Annotated in this window: 10 protein-coding genes; 6 read left to right on the plus strand and 4 right to left on the minus strand. The window is 73.9% G+C overall.

The genetic code is table 11. From position 1 onward, the window contains the following. Positions 1–109 precede the first annotated feature (109 nt). Together ETAA1_RS32525 and ETAA1_RS28750 are read left to right on the plus strand one after the other, a co-directional pair. On the plus strand, positions 110–3382 hold the full coding sequence (locus ETAA1_RS32525) for a serine/threonine-protein kinase (protein ID WP_202920489.1): 3273 nt from the start codon (positions 110–112) through the stop codon (positions 3380–3382). Beyond that, entirely contained in the window at positions 3379–3933 is a 555-nt protein-coding gene (locus ETAA1_RS28750) for an ECF-type sigma factor (protein ID WP_145244055.1), read from the plus strand. The genes ETAA1_RS32525 and ETAA1_RS28750 overlap by 4 nt, the downstream gene beginning before the upstream one ends. Before the next feature lie 306 nt (positions 3934–4239). Here ETAA1_RS28750 and ETAA1_RS28755 read toward each other — a convergent pair whose 3' ends face one another. The 3 genes from ETAA1_RS28755 to ETAA1_RS28765 all read right to left on the minus strand — a co-directional run bounded on the left by ETAA1_RS28755 (position 4240) and on the right by ETAA1_RS28765 (position 7546). Next, positions 4240–4869: a DUF4915 domain-containing protein gene (locus ETAA1_RS28755; protein ID WP_315851283.1), complete on the minus strand. Its 630-nt coding sequence runs from the start codon at positions 4867–4869 to the stop codon at positions 4240–4242. Positions 4870–5230: 361 nt separating this feature from the next. Beyond that, complete coding sequence (locus ETAA1_RS28760; protein WP_145244057.1) at positions 5231–7120, minus strand: heavy metal translocating P-type ATPase; 1890 nt, start codon at positions 7118–7120, stop codon at positions 5231–5233. 144 nt (positions 7121–7264) lie between these two features. Beyond that, positions 7265–7546: a hypothetical protein gene (locus tag ETAA1_RS28765; protein ID WP_145244058.1), complete on the minus strand. Its 282-nt coding sequence runs from the start codon at positions 7544–7546 to the stop codon at positions 7265–7267. A 520-nt stretch (positions 7547–8066) separates the two neighbouring features. Here ETAA1_RS28765 and ETAA1_RS28770 point away from each other — a divergent pair. Continuing rightward, complete coding sequence (locus ETAA1_RS28770; RefSeq protein WP_145244059.1) at positions 8067–12263, plus strand: VCBS repeat-containing protein; 4197 nt, start codon at positions 8067–8069, stop codon at positions 12261–12263. 226 nt (positions 12264–12489) lie between these two features. On the opposite strand, the gene ETAA1_RS28775 is transcribed toward ETAA1_RS28770, so the two are convergent. After that, complete coding sequence (locus tag ETAA1_RS28775; protein WP_145244060.1) at positions 12490–14199, minus strand: serine/threonine-protein kinase; 1710 nt, start codon at positions 14197–14199, stop codon at positions 12490–12492. A 381-nt stretch (positions 14200–14580) separates the two neighbouring features. Between ETAA1_RS28775 and ETAA1_RS28780 the strand changes: the two genes are divergently transcribed. The 3 genes from ETAA1_RS28780 (at position 14581) to ETAA1_RS28790 (ending at position 20740) form a co-directional block, all read left to right on the plus strand. Next, positions 14581–15594, plus strand: coding sequence for a class I SAM-dependent methyltransferase (locus tag ETAA1_RS28780; RefSeq protein ID WP_202920490.1), 1014 nt, complete (start codon positions 14581–14583; stop codon positions 15592–15594). Between the two features lie 215 nt (positions 15595–15809). Further along, positions 15810–16424: a sigma-70 family RNA polymerase sigma factor gene (locus ETAA1_RS28785; protein WP_145244062.1), complete on the plus strand. Its 615-nt coding sequence runs from the start codon at positions 15810–15812 to the stop codon at positions 16422–16424. A gap of 35 nt (positions 16425–16459) precedes the next feature. Then, positions 16460–20740 carry a protein kinase domain-containing protein gene (locus ETAA1_RS28790; protein WP_145244063.1) on the plus strand — a complete coding sequence of 1427 codons (4281 nt, stop codon included), beginning with the start codon at positions 16460–16462 and terminating at the stop codon, positions 20738–20740. The last annotated feature ends 243 nt before the right edge of the window (positions 20741–20983 follow it).

Raw genomic sequence — 20983 nt, forward strand, 5'->3', positions numbered from 1 at the left:
TCATCTCCCGGGGCGGGACTTATTGGCCGGACGATTTTTCCTGGTGCGAATCGCTCACGGCCTGCGCATGGTAGGGGCAAGCCCCTGACCCGCCCGCGGAGGCCCGACCGTGACCGACGAATCGCTCTTCGCCGCCGCCGTCGCCATCGGCAGTTCGTCCGAGCGGCGAGCGTACCTCGACCGCGCCTGCGCCGGCAACCCGGCGCTGCGCCAGGAGATCGACGAACTTCTCGCCGCGCACGCCGTCAGCAACCCCCTCGACCACCCGCCCGCCGACCTCGCCCGCACCGGCGCCTACGCCGCCGACGACGGCCCGCCGGCCGCGGCGGTCGGCGACCGCGTCGGGCCGTACCGGCTGATGGAGCAGATCGGCGAGGGCGGCATGGGCCTCGTGTTCGTCGCCGAGCAGACCGAGCCGGTCCGCCGCAAGGTGGCGCTGAAGGTCATCAAGCCGGGCATGGACACGCGCCAGGTCGTCGCCCGGTTCGAGGCCGAGCGGCAGGCGTTGGCGCTGATGGACCACCCGCACATCGCCCGCGTGCTCGACGCCGGGGCCACGCCCGAGGGCCGCCCGTACTTCGTGATGGAACTCGTCCGCGGCCTGCCGATCACCGACTACTGCGACCAGCAGAAGCTCCCCCCGCGCGAGCGCCTCGCCCTGTTCGTGCAGGTGTGCCAGGCGGTTCAGCACGCCCACCAGAAGGGCGTCATCCACCGCGACATCAAGCCGAGCAACGTGCTCGTGGCCCCGCACGACGGCGTGCCCGTGGTGAAGGTGATCGACTTCGGCGTGGCGAAGGCGGTGGGCCAGTCGCTGACCGACAAGACGATCTACACCCGGTTCGCCCAGATGATCGGGACGCCGCTGTACATGAGCCCCGAGCAGGCCGAGGTGAACCAGCTCGACGTGGACACCCGCGCCGACGTGTACGCCCTCGGCGTGCTGCTGTACGAACTGCTGACCGGCACCACGCCGTTCGACGGCGACCGGTTCCGCAAGGCGGCGTTCGACGAGATCCGCCGCATCCTCCGCGAGGAGGACCCGCCGAAGCCGAGCACCCGCCTCACCTCGCTGGGGGAGACGCTGACCGGCGTGTCGGCGCGCCGCGGCACCGACCCCGCGCGGCTGGCCGGGCTCGTCCGCGGGGAGCTGGACTGGATCGTGATGCGCTGCCTGGAGAAGGACCGCAACCGCCGCTACGACACCGCCGCGGGGCTGGCGAAGGACGTGCAGCGCTACCTCATCGGCGACGCCGTGGAAGCGTGCCCGCCGACGCTCGGCTACCGCGTCGGGAAGTTCCTTCAGAAGAACAAAGCGGCGGTGCGAGTGGGGAGCGCGTTCGTGTGCATGGGCCTCGGCGCCGTGGCGGCGGGCGCGTACCTCGCGGTGCAGGCGAAGCGGGCCGAAGCCGTTGCCGAGCGCCAGCGGCTCGTCGCGGAACAGCGGTCGCAGGAGGCCGAAGCCGAGCGGGCGGCGGCCGTGCTCGCCCGGAACCGGGCCGTGGCCGCCCTCCGCACCTCCACCGACGACGTCGTCGAGAAGCTGATCGGGTCGAAGGCCGCGCTCGGCGCGGCCGAGCGGGCGTACCTCGACGCCGCGCTCGCCCGCTGGCAGGAGTTCGCCGCGACGGAGGGGAACGGGGAACAGGCTCGGAGCATCCGGGCGGAGGGGTTCGTCCAGGTCGCGAAGCTGCGCTACCGCCTGGGCCAGCGGGCGGAGGCTGTCGAGGGGTACCGGGCGGCGCTCGCCGAGTACGCGACCCTGGTGGCCGACCACCCGGGCACCGGCGACTACCGGCACAAGATGGCCGACGTCCACCAGATGATCGCGTACCGCCTCTTCGCCACGGCCCGACCCGAGGCGGACCGCCACTGGGAAACGTGTCACGCCCTGCTGCGCGGGCTCACGGCCGAGTTCCCGTCCGCCCCGGAGTACTGGGAGAGCCTTGTCATGTGCATCGGGGGGATGCCCGACCCGGTGCGAGACGCCGCCGACCCGCAGTGGAGGTTCCGCGAGCAGGCTACGATCTACCGGCAACTGGCCGGCGCCAACCCCGGCGACCCGCGTCACCTGGTGTCCCTCAACCGCGCCCTCGGTGGTCTGGCCCACGCCCTCGCCGAGCGGCACGACGATGAGGGATCGATCGGGCTCCGGCGCGATCAGGTCGGAGTCCTCGAACGACTCGTGCGGCTCGACGGGAAGAACCCCGAGCACCGGCGGGAACTCGCCGGGGTCCACCGGGAACTCTGGTACGCCCTCCGGCGGACGGGGAACGCCCTCGAGGCGGAGCGGCACTACCAGGCCTCGCTCGCGGTCCGCGGCGCGCTGGCGGCCGAGTTCCGGGACGAGTTCGGGGACCGGGCCTCGTTGGACGACCTGCGGGCCTGGCACGACGGCCGGGTGCCGCCGCCCCGGTCGGTCGACGGGTACCTGAAGACGCTCGCGGCGGCCGAGGAGACCGCCCGGGCCTACCCGGGCATTCCCTTCCACCAACTCCGATCGGTTCAGAGTAACTTGTTCCTGGCGGAAGCCCTCCTAGACGGGGAGCGGTTTCACGACGCCCTCGAACAGTTCGAGCTCGCCGCGGCCCGGCACCAGGAGTTCGCCGCGGCCTACGCCTCGCCCACCTACGCCGAACTCCTTGGCGCCCGGATCGAGCGCGGCCTCGGCCGGGCGTACGCGGGGCTCCGCATCCGCCCGGCGGCCGAGGAACACCTGCGCAAGGCGCTGGACGTGTTCGAGCGGCGGGTGGCGGCGGGGACGGACGGGTTCGACAGGCTCGATCTGGGCCGCGCGTACGGCGCGTACACGCTCCTCCTGCGGAGTGTCAACGACCACGCGGCCGCCCTGCCGTGGCACGACAAGGAGGTCGCCGCCTTGACGGCGGTCTGGGACAAGGAGCCGAACCGGCCCGGGAAGCAGCAGCTCCGCGACGCCCTTTGGTACCGGGCCATGACCCTCCACACCCTCGGGCAGGACGACCGCGCGGTCCCCGAGTGGGACCGGGTGATCGACCTCACCCCGGCGGGCGAGAAGGCGCGCCCGCGGGCCAACCGGGCCCTCTCGCTCGCCGCTGCCGGGCGGGTGGACGAGGCCGTGGCCGAAGTCGCCGCCGTGCTTGCCGCCCCGGACCTCATCACCGCGAAGTTCACCGTCGCCGGAGTGTACGCGATCGCCAGCTCGAAGGTGCCGGACCGGCGGGAGGAGTACGCCGCCCGCGCGGTCGGCCTCCTGCGGGAGTGGGGCCGGGCGGGGTGGCACGACCTGAGAACGCTTCGGACGGACCCGGACTTGGCCCCGCTCCGCGGCCGCGCGGACTTCCGGGAGGTGCTCGGTGAGGTGGAGCGGACTGCCCCGCCGCCGCGGGAGGTGACGCGGTGACCGACGTGACACGGCTCCTCGAAGCGGCACACCGCGGCGACCGGCAGGCCGCCGCCGACCTGCTGCCGCTCGTGTACGACGAGCTCCGCAGGCTCGCCGCCGCGCGGCTGGCGCAGGAGAAGCCGGGGCAGACGCTCGACGCCACGGCGCTCGTCCACGAGGCGTACCTGCGGCTCGTCGGCGACCAGCGGTTCGACGGCCGCGGCCACTTCTTCGCCGCCGCGGCCGAGGCCATCCGCCGCATCCTGGTCGAGCAGGCCCGCCGCCGGCAGGCCGCGAAGCGCGGGGGCGACCGCGGCCGCGCCGCGCTCGACCCGGACGCCGTCCCCGCGCCGGTGCCCGACGACGAGCTGCTGGCGCTGCACGAGGCGCTGGACGCGCTCGCGGCGGCGCACCCGGAGAAGGCCGAGCTGGTGAAGCTCCGCTACTTCGCCGGCCTCACCGCCGACGAGGCGGCGGCCGCGCTTGGCCTCTCGCCGAGCACCGCCGACCGTCACTGGGCCTACGCCCGCGCCTGGCTCGGGCGGGCGCTCGGTGGTGGCCGGGCGTAGCGACCCGCCTCCTAGCTCACCGGCGCGCGGGGGGCCCCGGGAGCATCTCCTTGATCCGGACAAGGGCGCGGAGGTACCGGGGGGCGAACCTCCCGATCCCGCCGACGTGGCGGGGGAGCACCCGATCAAGGTGGTACACGAGGAATCGCCGGGCGACCCCGGCCACGGAGAGCTTCTGCTCGGTGATCATCCTCACAGCCTGGAGCTTGAAATCCGGCGTGTAGACCTTTTCGTGGGGAGCTCCGCCGCCGGCGAAGCCCTCGCCCGAGGTATAGCCGCACCCGCGCCCGGCCTACTCCCGATCGCTCAAGAACCCATCCCCTCGGCTCTCGTGGTCACCTGCGTGGGCGGCGGTTGCGGTGGCACGACGAACGTGTGGTGAAGCGACTCCTTCTGGAACCCGACCACCTCCGGGAAGCGCGCCCCGGGCAGCAGTTGAACGTCGAAAATCTCCTCGACGGCTGTCTGGAACTCCAGCAGCCCGACGACCCGCCCGGCGGCCAGGTCCACCGCCGCCACCCCGCACTTCAGCTCGGCCCGCCGGGCGGCCAGCGGCACCCCGTCCATGGCCGACGTCGGGCGGATCTTCGACAGCCCCAGGAACGCGTACCGGCCGGCGGCCGCCAGCCCGCGTGCGAACCCCGGGAGCCCGGCGACGACCTCCGTCGCGCCGCCCGCGGCGTCGATGAGCAGGACCCGGCCGGACCCCGACTCGAGTACCCACCGCCGGCCGTCGTGCCACCGCGGGGAGTGCGGCATCGACAGCCCGCTGGCGAGCACCTCGTCGCCCGCCACGTCGAGCAGGACGCCCCCCCCGGGGCTTGTCGGCGCGCCACCGGTCCGACGGCCTGACCCACGGTGTCTCGTTCCAGACCTGCACCCAGCCCCCGCGCGGTAGCAGCTGGGCGAGGCCAACCACCTGCCGTCTGGGCTCAACCCGGCTGGCGTGGTGGGCGGGGGAGGGCCGATGACCGTGCGCGGGCAGCCGGAGCGGTTAAGGCCGGCGGTCGGCGGTATGACATTGCCGGGTCAGTTTGACCTCGTCGTCGCCGTGCCGGTCGGCTGTTGTACGGCTGACGACCTCACGCCGTGTGCTCACCTCACAGCGGAAAGGCGAGTGGCAACGGTGGAGTTCGAGGGGGCGAAGGCGGACCTGGATGGAGTAGCGGGGCTGGAGGCGAGATACCCTGGATGAAGCCCGATCCTCACCGCGTGTCGAACAACGCCCGACCTCCCAGCAGTGCACGCCGCCGGGTGACGAGATCGGACGCCGTGCTTCACAGAACCGGTAGACCTTTCAGCTGGCATAATCCGTGAGCACACGCGGCGTCAACGACGCGCGCAGGGCGTTCAAGACGGCGAGGACGTCGATCACTTCCTGGGTCACCGCGCCGGCGACCGGGGGTAGGTAACCCGCCGCCGCGACGACCATCCCGATCAGACTCAGTGCCATCCCGCCGATAGCCGTTTGCAGGGCGATCGCGCGCATCCGCTTGCCGATGTGAAGCAACTCGTCCACCCGCTCGAGGGAACTCTCCAGAATGACCGCGCCGGCGGCTTCGGCGGTCACGTCGCTCCCCTGGCCGAAGGCGATGCCGACCGTCGCGGCCGTCAGTGCCGGCGAGTCGTTGATCCCGTCGCCCATGAACACGGTGCCCGCCTTCCGGCTCTCCTCGCGCACGAGTGCCAGCTTCTGTTCGGGGCTTTGCCCCGCGTGGACTTCAGTGATCCCGACTTTCTCGGCCAGGTACCGGACCTCCGACTCGCGGTCGCCGGACACCAGCATGACGCGCTCGAACCCGTGGTGCGGCTTCAGGTGGCCGATGAACGCCTTCCCTTCGGCCCGCGGCTCGTCGCGGTAGCGGAACGTCGCCGCGTACCGCCCGTCGATCAGTGCGACGCACTCCAGCCCGCCCGCGAGCGGCGGGAGCAGCCCCGCGGACGCGGGCAGCTGCGCGACTAACTTCTTGCGACTGGTCACCTGCACGGCGCGTCCGCCGATGGTGCCGCGCAGCCCTTCCCCGGGGCGCTCACTCACCTCCGCGGCGGCCGCGGGCGCGAGACCGGCGTCGTCCGCCGCGGCGACCGTCGCGGCGGCCAGCGGGTGCCGCGAGTACCGCTCCAGGCTGGCGACCGCGCCCAGCACGTCCTCCTTGGTGAAGCCCTCGCCCGGGAGGACGTCGGTGAGTTCCGGGCGCCCGTAGGTGAGTGTCCCGGTCTTGTCGAAGATCGCGGTGCGGCACGTGTCGATCTTCTCGAGCACGGCCGGGTCCTTGATGATGATGCCGCGCCGGGCCGCGAGCGACACGGACCCGATGATCGCCACCGGGATGCCGATCAGGAGCGGGCACGGGGTGGCGACCACCAGCACGGCCAGGAACCGCAGGGCGTCGCCGCTCGCCGCCCAGGCGACCAGCGCGACGGCCACCGCGACCGGCGTGTACACCGCGCCGAGCTGGTCGCCGAGGCGCCGCAGCGCGGGCCGCCGCTGCTCCGACTCGCGCATCACCTGCATGATCTTCGCGTACCGCGAGTCGACCGCCGTCTTCTCCGCGCGAATCGTCAGCGCGCCCTCGCCGTTGATGGCACCGGACAGGACCCCCGAGCCCACGACCTTGGACAGGACGTACGGTTCCCCGGTGAGGTACGATTCGTCCATCGTGGTGTGCCCCTCCACCACGACCGCGTCGACCGGGCACGTCTCGTGCGGGAACACGACGAGCAGGTCGCCGACCACGACCTCGGCCAGCGCGATCTCGGCGACCTGCCCGTCCCGCTTGCGGTGCGCCCGCGACGGCATCCGCCGGGCGAGGGCCAGCAGGGCGGACGACGCCCGGCGCACGGCGTAGGCCTCGAGCGCCTGCCCCCCCGACAGCATGAGCACGACGAGCGTGCCCGCGAGGTATTCGCCGAGAACGGCGGCCGTGACGATGGAGATGCCCGCGAGCAGGTCCGACCCGAAGTCCAGCCGCACCAGTCGGAGCACCAGCCCGGCGACGAGGGGAATGCCGCCGACGGTCAGGGCGGCGAGCAGCGGAACCGCCGGCGTGGGAAACCCGAGCAGCGTTCCCCCAGTGTCGAGGGCGAAGCGCAGTACCAGGTGAGTCGCGATGGCCGCGAGGGCGACCCCGGCGATGACCGGCTCCTTGGAGAGCCACCGGTAGCCGTCGGGCGCGGGGCCGTTCATGGTGCCTTTCGAATTCGTCGAACGGGCCGACCGCACCCGTGCAGCCACGGGTGCGGTCGTGATCGGGCTTGACCGTGGGTCCTCCGATCACGTTGCACGTTCCGCGCCCGGAGAAGGCGGCTGCGGCACGCCCGGCCGCGCCCGTCAGATCGAGTTCAGCCCACGGAACAACTCCTTGGCAGCGTCAAGCAGGCTGCCGTTGCCATTGTAGAGCAGCCCGCGTCGGGCCAGGTTGTTCACCGCCAAGATGAGCTGGTACACGTTCCGCGTCGAGCCGTTCGCCACCCCGACCGCGGCGCCGCACCCGCGGACGTTGTACGACCGCGCGCCGAGCACCGCGGCCGACGCCTGGAAGCCGGCGGCCGCGCCCTGGGTGCCGCCGAGTGACGCAGCCGTCGCGTACACGTTCAGGGCGGTGGCGAGCACCCCGGGTGGCCGCGCCGTCGCCGACCGCGAGCCCGAGTCGCTGGAACAGCGCGGCAACGTCCGCGTTCGTCTTCCCGGTCAGGTCGTTTGCCGCGGAGTAGGCCGCCACGGAGACGAGCGCGTTCACGACCGTCGCCACGGCTCGCGTGACCAGGGCGCCGGCGTCCGCAGTCACGTTGAAGCCGGTGGCCTCGGTGCCGTGCGGGGCCGGGATCACGGTCGGCGCGGCGCCACCGGCGGTGGCACACCTGTGTCATCGCCGCACACCCCACACACGGCTCCGACCCCGGCCGCCGGCATCGGGGGGCGGTGATCGACGGAGTGACGGCTGCGAAGCCACAGGAATGCAGGGGAAACGACGACCAAATATATCGGTTTCTCGCGATGTGTCGGAATTCTTTCGCGCCGGCACGACCGCTGCGTTTGCTCACCACCGATTGCTTACCCGGCCTCCCGCGATTGCCCAACCCGCCGACCCGGTCGGTGGCCCGGGGTCGCCCATTCTCCTGAGGACGCAACGATGTCGAACAACCTGCGTGCGTTTCGCACCCGAACCGCCCGTCGGTCGGCCGCGAGTCTGGCCCTGACCCAGCTCGAAGACCGCTCGACGCCCGCTGCCCTGCCGCTCGCGCCGCAGTTCACCGTCGCCGGGGTCACCGGGTCGGAGGCCGGCCCGCCCGTCGTCGCCGTGGTCAACCCGGCCGGCGACTTCGTCGCGGCGTGGGAAAGTCTTGAAACCGACGGCAGCGGCGTCGGGGTGTACACCCAGGCGTTCCTGGCGGACGGGACGCCGGTCGGCACGCCGTCCCTGGCGAACCAGACGACCGCCGGGAACCAGTCCCGCCCGACGATCGCGACGGACGGGAGTGGGCACGTCGTGCTCGCCTGGCAGAGCGAGTCGGCCGGCGGCGGGGCGTACGACGTGTACTACCGGACCGCGGCCCTCGACACCGGCGGGGCGACACCGGTCTTCACGCTGTCGTCCACCGAGCTGCCGGCGAACCTGACCACCGCCGGCAGCCAGACCAACCCGGCGGCGGCGATGGACGCGAACGGCGTCATGAGCCTCGTCTGGCAAACCGACCAGAACCTCGCGACCACCGGCCTCGACATCTACGGCCGGTACGGCACGTACGCGGCCGGCCTGCTCGGTACGGTGGACAGCGAGATCTCGATCGCCACCGGCGACCAGCGGAACCCGACGTCGGCGATGGCCGCGACGGGCGTTCCGGCGGCCGGCGACGGGCGAGCCGTCGTCGCCTGGACCGGCCCGGGGCCGATCAGCTCCGAGGGTGAGGCGACGAACGTCGTCGTCGGGACCGTCTTCGCGTACAACGCCGCGCTGACCTTGGTCGGCCCGACCGACGCCGCCCACACCGAGTACCAGCTCACGGCGGCGGCCCAGCACGACCAGGTGAACGCGGCGGTCGCCATGACCCCGGACGGGCGGTTCGTCCTCGTCTGGCAGGCCGAGGGGCAGCAGGGGAGCGGGTCGGACGTGTTCTCCCGCCGGTTCGACGCGAACGGCGACGGGCTGGACGCCACGAACGTCCTGGTCAACACCGTCACCTCGCAGCCGCAGCGGGGGCCGGCGGTCGGGATCGACGCCGGCGGGAACTACTTCGTCACCTGGCAGAGCCAGGGGGCGGACAGCAAGAGTTGGGGGATCGTCGGCCGGGCGTTCCTGGCGGACGGGACCGAGCTCCGGGCCGACTTCATCGTCAACGTGAACGAGCAGGGGCCGCAGACCAGCCCGGCCGTCGCGGTCGGCCCGAACGGGAACGCGGTCGCGGTGTGGGCCGGGCCGTTCGTCCCGAGCCACGGCGGGACGGAAGGCGAGGAGGGCGTCGAGGGCGAGGGCGGCCACCAGCCGTCGCTGTTCGCCCGCCGGTTCGGCGCGACCGGCTCGACCGACGTGGCCCCGGGAATCGGTGCGGTCAACGTGAACGGGCTGGAGTTCCAGTTGGCCGTGGTCGGGGCCGGCGAGGACGTACCGGCCGCCGCCGCGATCCTGTCAGACGGCACCTACGTCGTCGTGTGGCAGGCGTTCGAGGAGGCCGACGACGCGAGCGGGTTCGGAGTCTACGGCCAGCGGGTCGCCGCCGACGGCACCCTGATCGGGGCGAAGTTTCTGGTCAACACCACGACGCTCGGCTACCAGAGCCACCCGGCCGTCGCGGCCTTGCCGGGCAACGGCTTCGTGGTGGTGTGGCAGACCGAGACGCGGACCGCGAACGGCTACGACGTCGTCGGCCGGGTCTTCACCCAGGACGGGGCCGGCGCCCTCGTTCCGGGGGCCGAGTTCGTGGTGAATGAGGCCACCCTGACCGGACATCAGACCGCCCCGGCGGTCGCCTCGGACGCGGCCGGCAACTTCGTCGTGGTCTGGCAGTCGGACGCCCAGGACGCGACCGAGGACTTGACCGAGATCTACGGCCGCCGGTTCGCGACGAGCGGCACCACCGCGACCCCGCTCGCGGCGGAGTTCCGGGTGAACACCGAGACGGCCACGACCCAGTACTCGCCGCAGGTGGCGATGAACGCGGCCGGCCAGTTCGCCGTCGCGTGGGTGAGCGACCACAACGTCGTCAACGACCCGACGGACACCGAGAAGAGCGTCTTCGTCCGCTGGTACGGGGCCGACGGGGTGGCCCCGAACCCCGAATTCCTGGCGAACGTGTACACCAAGGACGCGCAGGAGCACCCGGCCATCGGGATCGACGCGGCCGGCGACCTCGTGGTTGCCTGGCAGAGCATCAACCAGGCGACCGGCACGGGCGTGTCGTGGGACGTGTTCGCCCGCCAGTTCCGCCCGGACGGCACCTCCCCGCAGGCCCAGGAGTTCCAGGTCAACGAGACGGTCGCCGCCCCGCAGCGGTTCCCGGCGGTCGGCGTGGACGGGGCCGGCCGGTTCGCGATCGCCTGGCAGACGATCAACCAGGACGGGTCGAGCTGGGCGGTGTTCCAGCGGCAGTACCGGGCGGACGGCACCCCGGAGACCGGCGAGCAGGTCGTCAACACGGTGACCAGCGGGCCGCAGATCGAGCCGGTGTACGCCCGCGGGGTGCTCGGGAACTACGACCTGTTCTGGTCCGGGACGATGGCCGAACACGTGGACGGGATCGGCGGCCGGGCGTTCGGGATCAACGCCGTCCCGACGGCGCCGAACATGACCGGGCCGGGCGGCCCGGTCGACGGGAACGAGCGGGCCCCGCTCGTCCTGCCGGTCACGATCGCCGCCGCCGACCTCGACGTGTTCGAGACCCTCTCGGTCGTGATCACCGGCGTGCCGGACTACGCCACCCTGTCGGCCGGGGTGAAGCAACCGGACGGGTCGTGGGTCCTCGCGCCGGGCGACCTGGCGGGGCTCACCGTCCAGTTCTCCCACGAGGGGACCGCGACGCTGACCATCACCGGCGTCGCGACGGAGGACAAGACCGGCCGGGAGGCGACCACGGTTCTGACCGTGCCCATGACCGCCGCGAACGTCGACTCGTTCGCGGTCGATGCCGGGTCGGTGGCCGGGATCGAGCGGAAGCTGCTCCCACTCCCGATCGGGATCGTCGAATCGACTCCGGGGATCTACGAGGTCCTGTCCGTGGTCGTCGCGGGCCTCCCCGCCGACGCCACGCTCTCCGGCGGGATCCGGCGGACCGACGGGAGCTGGGAACTGACCGCGGCGCAGCTTCCGGGGCTGACGGTCCGGGCGGCGCGCGAGGGCGCGGCCACCCTCGGAATCACCATCACCGCCCGCGACCGCGACTCCGACCGGCTCGAGATCCGGACCCGGCTGGTGACCTTCACCGCCGCCAACGTGGACGTCTACGCGGTGGGTGGCGGGGGGAGCGGCCTCGTCCGGCAGTACGGGCTGGACGGGGCGTTGATCCGCGAGATCGACGCCTTCCCCGGGTTCACCGGCGGCGTCCACGTGGCGACGGGTGACCTGACCGGCGACGGGGTGCCGGACCTGATCGTCGGGGCCGGCCCGGGCGGCGGGCCGCACGTCAAGGCGTACGACGGGGCGACCGGGGCCCAGGTCCGCAGCTTCTTCGCCTACGACCCGACGTTCCGCGGCGGGGTGATCGTGGCCGCGGGGGACCTGGACGGCGACGGCGTCGCGGAGATCGTGACCTCCCCGACCGAGGGCGGCGGCCCGCACATCCGGGCGTTCGACGGGGTCACCGGGGCCGAGGTGCGGTCGTTCTTCGCCTACGACTCGAGCCTCCGGAACGGGGCGAGCGTGGCGGTCGGGGACGTGACCGGGGACGGGAAGGCGGACATCATCACCGCCCCGCTGGCCGGCGGCGGGCCGCACGTCAAGGTGTTCGACGGGATCACCCAGGCGGTGGTTCAGTCGTTCCAGGCGTTCGAGGAGTCGTTCCGGGGCGGGGTCTACCTGGCCGTCGGGAACGTGGTCGGGGACGGGCGGATGGACATCATCGCCGGCCCCGGCGACGGCGGCGGGAGCCGGGCCCGAGTGTTCGACGGGCACGACCTGTCGTCGGTCACCGACGTGTTCGCGTTCGGTGACGCGTCCCGGGCCGGCGTGCGGGTCGGGGCGATCGACCGGGACGGGGACGGCCGGAGCGAATTGCTGCTCGGGGCCGGCCCGGGCGACGGGCCGGTGGTCAAGATCCTGGAGCCGATCTCCCTCGACGTGCTCGACACCTTCCTGGCGTTCGACCCGGCCGACCGGAGCGGCGTCTGGGTCGGGTAGTATCCGGTCGTCACCCGCACCCCGCCGAGCCGACGACGGCGGCGGGGTGCGGAGCCATTCGGGTCGGCGGTGCACCGATGACCCGTGACCAGGCGCGGGCCGAGATCTTCGAGCACCTGGAGGCGTTCTACAGCCGCGTCCGCTTAACTCCGTGTCCACTTTTCGTGGGGAAGGCCCGACTGCCTTCGCGTTGCTGGCAACACCCCGTGGACACCTGTGGTCGGCTCTACGACATGAACCGGCAAGCGAGGCGGTGGCCTCCGGACCCGGGCTCGGAGCGAACCACGGCCGCGAGCAGCGCGTTGCCGGCCACCCCCTCGATGCTCCGGAACTCGAGGTACACCTGCCGCCACGTGGCGGCCGCACGGGTCAGGATTCGCACGCCCCCCGCGGACACGTCCTCGCTCACCCCGTCCTCCGCCGCCCCGATCGACCCGTCGGCGCCGACCGGGTGGAGGCGGACGGGGAGCCCCACGGCGTACCGCGGGTGAGCCCGGCGGTCGCGCAGGGTCTCGACCGCCCCGCGGACCGCGGCCAGCACCCCGGGTAGGGCCGCCAGGTACGTTCGCTGGTCGGCCGCGGTCAGCTCGCCGGCCAGCCCCGCGGTGGCGACCGTCTCGGGGCCCGGCGCGGCCCGCTGGACCAGCACCCACAACTCGCCCGCGGCCGCGCCGGAGGAGCCCCGCCCGCTCGGCCCGAGCGGCCGGCGCAGGACCGCCCCCGACTCCCACTCCTCCACGGTCATGCCGAACTGTCGGGCCACGCCGGCCAACTTCGACGGGAGCACCGCCGCCGACGTCGTACACAGGAACCGGCACGACCGCGTCCCGTCCGCCGCCGGCTCGCCCGCGCCGCTCTCGTACCGGGCAGCCGCAACGACCGCCTCGATAAACTCGGCCGCCGACAGGTCGCCGGCGCGGCCCGGCCGCGGCCGCAGCCGCGGGACGAAGGCCACGACCGGCAGGTCGGCCGGCGCCGCGGCCGGCGCGCGGGGGGCGACCCGTGTCTCGGCCGGCGCCGGGGTCACCACAGTGCTGACGGGCGCGGTGCGCGTCTCGGCGCCGAGTTGCAGGTCGGCTACGGTCGTCGGGAACGACAGGACGCCCGACCCCGGGTTCCCACCCCCCGCCGTCGCCACCGCCCGGACGAAGTCGGAGCAACTCGGGAACCGGTCGGCCGGCTCCTTCGCGAGTGCCCGGCCGACCGCCGCCCGGTCGGTCGCCGGGAGCGCCGTCAGGTCCGGCGCACTGCTCACGTGCTGGAGCATCAACTGCTGGGCGGTCCGCCCGGGGTAGGGGAACGCCCCCGTGAGTAGCTCGTAGTAGACGAGCGCGAGGCTGTACTGGTCGGACCGCGCGTCGGCGCTGCCCCGGAGGACCTCGGGGGCGGCGTACTTCGGAGTCAGCCCGGCCTCGGTCGGGCCGGCACCCAGCGCCCGGACGAGGCCGTAGTCGCCGACCTTGACGTGCCCGTCGATGAGGAACAGGTTGGCCGGCTTCACGTCGAGGTGCTGGAGCCCGTACCGGGCCGCGATCACGTCGAGGGCTTCGGCGGCGTCCGCGAGGTAGCGCAGCAGTTCGTCCCGCGGGATGCCGCACCGGCCCCGGCGGCGGCACTCGTCGAACCGGTCCTGGAGCTGGGCGTCGGCCAGCTCCATCACCATGACGAGGTCGCCGCCGATGAGCTCGACCCGCTCCAGCGACAGGAGGAAGGCGTGGCGGAGCGCCCGGACGCGCTCGAACGCGGCCGCCTCCTGACGGAGTTGGTCGCCGCCGCCGGGGACGAACTTGACGGCCTTGTGGAGCCCCCCGGGGGCGACGCACTTCCACACCTCCCCGAACCCGCCCCGGCCGAGCGGCTCGACGAGGACGTACCCGGGGACCGGCTCGTCGCCGGCCTGGCGGTTGGCGGACACGGACGGGTCGATGGCTGGCACGGCCGCTCGGTTACTTCGGGAGGACGAACACGACGCCGCGACCGGGGGAGGAGGGAGGGTCGGTGGATGCCGGCATGGGAACCTCGGGCGGCGCGGGCGCCCTGGAAGCCTAGCTCACCGCGGCCGGCCGCGGGCGGTTCCGGCGGGCATTACGTCCCGCCCTGAGCGAGTTTAAGAGCCCGGAAGAATTCGCCGCCTCCGGCGGCGTGACTGCGCACCACACCAGCAGCGTGCCGTCGCCGGACGCCGACATCAGCCGCGACCCGTCTGCGGCAAAGGCCAGCCCGTGAACCACCTCCGTGGGGCCGCGGTTCCGCCCGCCGGGCCGGGTGGCCGACCTAGAATGACGCTTCGCCGTTATCGTCCGCGGAAGGAATGCCGATGCCGCCCGCCCCGCCGTCCCCGGCTGCGTTCTTCGACCTCGCCAACGCCTACCAGCGGACCGAGGCGCTGAAGGCGGCGGTGGAACTCGACCTGTTCACCCACGTCGCCGCCGGCCGCACCGCGACCGCCGACCTCGCCGCGGCGACCGGCGCGTCCCCGCGCGGCGTCCGCATCCTGGCCGACTACCTGACCGTCGTCGGGCTTCTGCACAAGTCGGCCGACCGCTACGCCCTCACCCCCGACGCCGACGCCTTCCTGAACCGCGCCTCCCCCGCCTACCTCGGCGGGGCGCTCGAGTTCCTCCTCACGCCCCAGCTGCGCGAGTGCTTCCAGTCCCTCACGGCGGCCGTCCGCAAGGGCGGGACGGCGACCTCCGCCGAGGGGACGGTGTCGCACGACAACCCGGTGTGGGTGGCGTTCGCCCGGGCGATGGCCCCGATGATGAGCCTCCCGGCGCGGATCCTCGCCGACCTGGTCGGCGACGGCGAAGAGACCCGGCTGCGCGTGCTCGACGTGGCCGCCGGGCACGGGCTGTTCGGGATCGCCGTCGCCCGCCGCTGCCCGGCCGCCCGCGTCACGGCGCTGGACTGGCCGAACGTGCTGGTGGTGGCGGCCGAGAACGCCGCGCGGGAGGGCGTGGCCGACCGGGTGGCGTTGCTCCCGGGGAGCGCGTTCGAGTTGGACTGGGGCGGGCCGTACGACGTGGTCCTGCTGACGAACTTCCTCCACCACTTCGACCTGCCGACGTGCGAGCGGCTGGCGGCAAAGGCCCACGCGGCCCTCGCCCCGGGCGGCCGGGCCGTTACGCTGGAGTTCGTCCCGGAGCCGGACCGGGTGACGCCGCCGGCGACGGCCGCGTTCGCCCTGACGATGCTCGCCACGACCGCGGCCGGCGACGCGTACACGTTCGCCGAGTACGAGCGGGTGTTCGCCGCGGCCGGGTTCGTGCGGAGCGTGTTCCAGCCCCTCCCGCCGACCACCCAGCAGGCGGTCGTGTCCTACCGGGATTGAACCCCGGTTCGTCTGCCCGACTCGACCCGCCCACGTGGCGGCCCGGGTCGGGCGTCAGGTCGGCAGCGTAGCGCGCGTCGTCGCCCGAGCGGCAGACCGTCAACGCCCGGGCCGCTCGCGTCGTGACCTCCGTGACAGCGCCAAAAAGACGTTGAGACCGATTCGGGCTACCTTAACCGCACTCGCGATCGGTTCCGAATCCCGACACCGCAACCATGTCTCCATCACCGGAGTCCGCCGTTTCGGGGCTGGCTGCCGCACGGGCCGGAGACACGGCCGCCCTCGGCCGACTCCTGGAATCGTACCGGAGCTATCTTCTCCTCCTCGCCAGAATCCAAATCGGCCGACGACTCCAGAGCAAAGCCGACCCGGCCGACGTCGTGCAGGACACCTTCCTCGACGCCCACCGGCAATTCCCGGCGTTCCGGGGGGAGACGGCCGACGCACTCGCCGCCTGGCTCCGTCGCGTCCTTGCCGGCCAGCTCGCCCACCTGGTTCGCCGGTACTTCGGGACGGAGGCCCGGGACGTCCGGCTGGAACAATCCATCGAGCAGGAGCTGGACTCGTCCTCGCAGTCGATCGCCCGCGGGCTGTCGCACCCGGGCACGTCGCCGAGCGAGTCCGCCGCCCGACGGGAAGATCTGGCCCGGCTCGGCGACGCCCTCGAGCGGCTTACCCCGGACTACCGCGACGTGATCCTCCTTCGCCAGCTCGAAGGGCTGCCGTTCGCCGAGGTGGCCCGGCGGATGGGGCGGACCGAGGACGCCGTCCAGAAACTCTGGGTCCGCGGGCTGGTCGCCCTCCGACGCGCCCTCGACGGCAGCCCCTGACCGGTGGCGGATTCCGCCGGCCGGCGGAACTACTGGTGGTGTCACGGCTCGACGCCTGGTGCCCGATGCCCGACCCGACCCCCGACCCCGAATCGGCCGCGGCCGCCGTCGTGGCCGCGTTCCAGGCCGAGTACGACGCCGGCCGGCGGCCGGACCGGGCCGCGTACCTCGCCCGCCACCCGCACCTCGCGGGCGTGCTCGACGACTGCCTGCGGGCGGTCGAGTTCGTCCACGGGGCGGTCCACGGCCCGCCCCCGGCCGCGGTCGGCTCCGGGGCCGTGCTCGGCGACTTCCGGCTCGGGCGGGAACTCGGCCGGGGCGGGATGGGGGTGGTGTTCGAGGCCGAGCAGGTGTCGCTCGGCCGGCGGGTGGCGGTGAAGGTGCTCCTGGCGGCGACCGGGCTCGACGACCGGGCGCGGCGGCGGTTCCGGCACGAGGCGATGGCGGCCGCCGCCCTCCACCACCCGCACATCGTTCCGGTGTACGCGGTCGGGGAGGCGGCCGGCGTCCCATTCCTGGCGATGCATCTGGTGGACGGCCGCTCGCTCGCCGACGTGGTCGCCGGGCTGCGGGCCGGGGCCGCCACCCCGGCCGCCACCACCGCCCCGCCGGCCGCCGACACGGCCCCGCCCGCCACCCCGGCGCCGGGCCGCCCGTTCGCCGCCCCGGCCGGCACCCCCGCGTACTACCGCGAGGTCGCCCGACTGGTCGCCCAGGCGGCCGACGCCCTCCACCACGCCCACGAGTGCGGCATCGTCCACCGCGACGTGAAGCCCGGGAACCTGCTCCTCGACGCCGCCGGCGGCGTGTGGGTGGCCGACTTCGGGCTCGCCAAGCTCCCGGGCAGTGACCTGACCGGCACCGCCGACCTGATGGGCACCGTCCGGTACATGAGCCCCGAACAGGCGGGCGGGCGGGCGGTCGCACTCGACGCCCGCGCGGACGTGTACTCGCTCGGGGTCACGCTGTACGAGCTCCTCACCCTGGAGCCGGCGTTCGCGGCCGACGACCGCCGGGCGCTGCTGCGGAAGGTGCTGGAGGAGGAGCCGCCGCCGCCGCGGACGCGGGCCGCCGGGCTCCCGCCCGAACTGGAGACGATCACCCTCACGGCGATGGCGAAGGAGCCGGCCGAGCGGTACCAGACGGCCGCGGCGTTCGCCGCCGACCTGCGGCTGTTCCTGGCCGACCGGCCGATCACCGCCCGCCCCCCGACCCCGCTCGACCGCGGGCGTAAGTGGGTGCGGCGGAACCGGCCGCTCGTGGTGACGACGACCGCGGCGGCCGTGCTCGGGCTGGCCGCGACGGTCGGGGTGCTGCTGGCGAGCAACGCGGCGATCGAGGCCCGGCGGGGCGAGACCGAGGCGGCGCTCGGCCGGGAGACCGCGGCGTTGGGGAAGGAGACCGACGCCCGCCGCGCCGCCGACGCCGCCCTCGCCGCCGAACAGGCCGCACGGACGGCCGCCCAGCGGACCGTCACGTTGCACACCGTCGCGCACGCCTTCCGGGAGTGGCAGGTGGGGAACCTCGGCCGGGCCGCCGCGCTCCTGGCCGACTGCCCGCCCGAACACCGCCGCTGGGATTGGTATCACCTCGACCACCTCGCCCGGGCGGACGACGGCCGGGTCCCGGGGCTCAGCGGGTTCGAGGTCCGCGGGTTCGGGTTCGACCCCGCCGGCCGGCTCGTCGTCGCCGACACCCGCGGGCTGTCCCGCTTCACGGACTCCGACCCCGCCGTCGTGCCGGTGCGGGTGCCGGCGAACCGGGCCGAGATCGGCCCCGGTGGCACGGTCGCCTTCTACCAGTTGCATGCGCAGCCGGGCAAGGGCCGCGACGGGTTCACCCTGCACGACGTGGACACCCTGGCCGAGAGGGTCCGGTTCGCCGGCCACACCGGCGGGACCGAGGCGGTCGCGTTCGACCCGTCCGGCCGGTGGGTCGTGTCCGGGGGGCGGGACAAGGCGGTCCGGCTGTGGGACGCGGCCACCGCCGCTCCGACGGCGACGATGACCGGGCACGCGAAGATGGTAAGCCAGGTGGCGTTCCACCCGACCCGGCCGGTCGTCGCCTCGGTCGCCGCGGACGGCACGCTCCGGCTGTGGGCGGCGGACACCGGCAAGAGCCTCCGCGTGATCCGGGACGACGGCTTCCGCGTGGCCGGCGGGGAGGTGTCGGTCCACCAGCTCCGCGGCCTCGCCTTCCGCCCGGACGGCCGGCTCGTTGCCGCCGGTCTGGCCGACGGCACGGTCAAGTTCTGGGACACCGACACCGGGGAACTCCGGCTTCAAGTCGCCGCCCACCCCGGCCCGGTGACGGCCGTCGCGTTCAGCCCGGACGGGCGGTGGGTGGCGACGACCGGGATTCACGACAAGGTGATCCGGGTGTGGGACGCGGACTCGGGGCGGCCGGTCCGCGCGCTCCGCGGGCACGACCGGGTGCCGGAGGTCGTCGCCTTCGACCCGACCGGGCGGGCGCTCGTCTCGGCCAGCACCGACACGCCCAGCGCCGTCCGGGCGTGGGACTTGACCACCGCCCCGGAGGCCCGGCCCGTCGGCCGCCAGACGGTGATGGCGGCGAGCCCGACCGGGCTCCCGCCGAACGCCGCCGCCCGGTTCGACCCCACCGGCGACCGGCTGCTCGTGACGGCCGGGACCGGACTGAGCCTGTGGAACCCGGCGACCGGCGAGCGGCTCGGGGCCGGGGCCGCCAGGCCGGAGCCGACGAAGTCGATCGGCCGGTACGTCCTCGGGGCCGGTTTCGCGCCGGACGGCGGGGAGGTGGTGCTCGTGACTCCGACCGGCGGGTGCCGGTGGGCGGCGAGCGACCGCAACCCACGGGAGGCGTTCCCGTTCGTGTCCGTCCAGGGTCGGGGTGCCGCCGGCGTACCCGCCCCGACAATCCCCGACCCGCGGCAGACCTTCAGCGCCCCGTTCACCGGGCAGGCGTCGTTCGCTCGCGACGGCTCCCGTTTCGCCGCCATCGACTGGACCGGCACCGCCCGGCTATACGACGCGGCCGGCACCGCGCTCGCCGAGTTCAAGAGCCCCACCGCGCTGACCCAGTTCGTGACCCTCGCCCCGGGCGGCACCTGGGTGGCGACGGCGGACGTGAAGAAGGTGGTCGGGGTGTGGGACGCGGCCGGCGGCAAGCGGTGGGAGCGGGCGTTCCCGACCCAGGTGATCGTGGCCGCGATCGACCCGGCCGGCGGGCGGCTCGCCGTGAGCACGACCGACGGCGTGGTCGGGCTGTACGACGCCGCCGATGGCCGCCCGCTGCGGGCGCTCCAGGGGGCGGGGCAGTGGGTGCGGAGTCTGGCGTTCAGCCCGGACGGCGAGCGGGTGGTCGGCGGGCTCGGGGACGAGGACGCCCGGGCCGTCGGGCTGCGGGTGTGGGACGCCGACACCGGGCTCGAACTGTTCACCGTCCCGCTCCCGGCGGCGGCCGTCGGGCTCGACTTCCACCCGTCCGGCCGGTCGCTGGCGGTGGTGTCGCGGACCGGCCGGGTGTGGGTGCTCGACGGCGGGCCGCCCGCCCCCGCGGTCGCGGCCGAGGCCCGGCGGCGGCGGCTCGAGTTCTGGCACGACCTGCACGCCACCGAGGCCCAGGCCGAGGGCCGGCTCGGGGCCGCGCTGTGGCACGTCGGGAAGATGCTGGCCGAGAACCCCGGCGACGTCGAGCTCCAGGCCCGCCGCGGCGACCTGATCGCCAAGACCGGCCGGCTCGACGACCTCACCCCCGCCGAGGCGGCGGCGCTGGCCGGGCGGGCGAAGGCGGACGACTTCGCGGTCGCGTTCCCCCTCGCCGCCCGGCTCCTCCGCGACGGCGACCGCGCCTCGTACCGCCGGCTCTGCGACCGCGTCACCGCCCCGGTCGGCGGGCGGGTGCTCGGCCCGCTCACGGCGGCCCACGTCTACCGGCGGTCGCTCGCCTGCCGGCTCGCACTGATGGCCCCCGGCGGGTGCGACCCGGCGGCCATGACGAAGCTCGTCGAAACCGCCATCCCGGCCGAGCTGAACCCGTTCGCCCAATTCTGGCTGCGGGGCATGGCCCGCTACCGGGCGGGCGACGACGCCGGGGCGGTCCGCGACCTGACCGAGGCCGCGCGGCACGACCCGACCGCCCCGTCGCACGCCGTCGCCGACCTGTTCCTGGCGATGGCCCACCACCGGCTCGGGGACGCGGCGACGGCCCGCCGGTGCCTCGCCCGGGCGGACGAGCGGCACCGGGCGACCGGCGCGAACCGCCCGCCGGACGACCCGGTGACGATCGTATTCGCTACCGTCCGTCGGGAGGCGGCGGAGGTGCTCGGCGTGCCGTGACGGCGCACAAACCTCGGCCTGAGTAACGGTCGCGGGTGCAACCGCTGACTAGCTCGGCGGTTCGGGCGGATCCGCGGGCGGCTCTCATTGGTTCTTGGGACGGAGACACCCCGTCCCAAGAAGCATTAACTCTCCAATAAGAAATACTGTTGGACCGACGGCCCGGGACCGCGACAGCTTCCCGCCCGCGGCAGCGGGCGCCGGCTGGACCGGTTCTGCGGAATAATCGGATTCCGCGGCGGA

The organism is Urbifossiella limnaea (assembly GCF_007747215.1).
In the GTDB taxonomy this organism is placed as follows: Bacteria; Planctomycetota; Planctomycetia; order Gemmatales; family Gemmataceae; genus Urbifossiella; species Urbifossiella limnaea.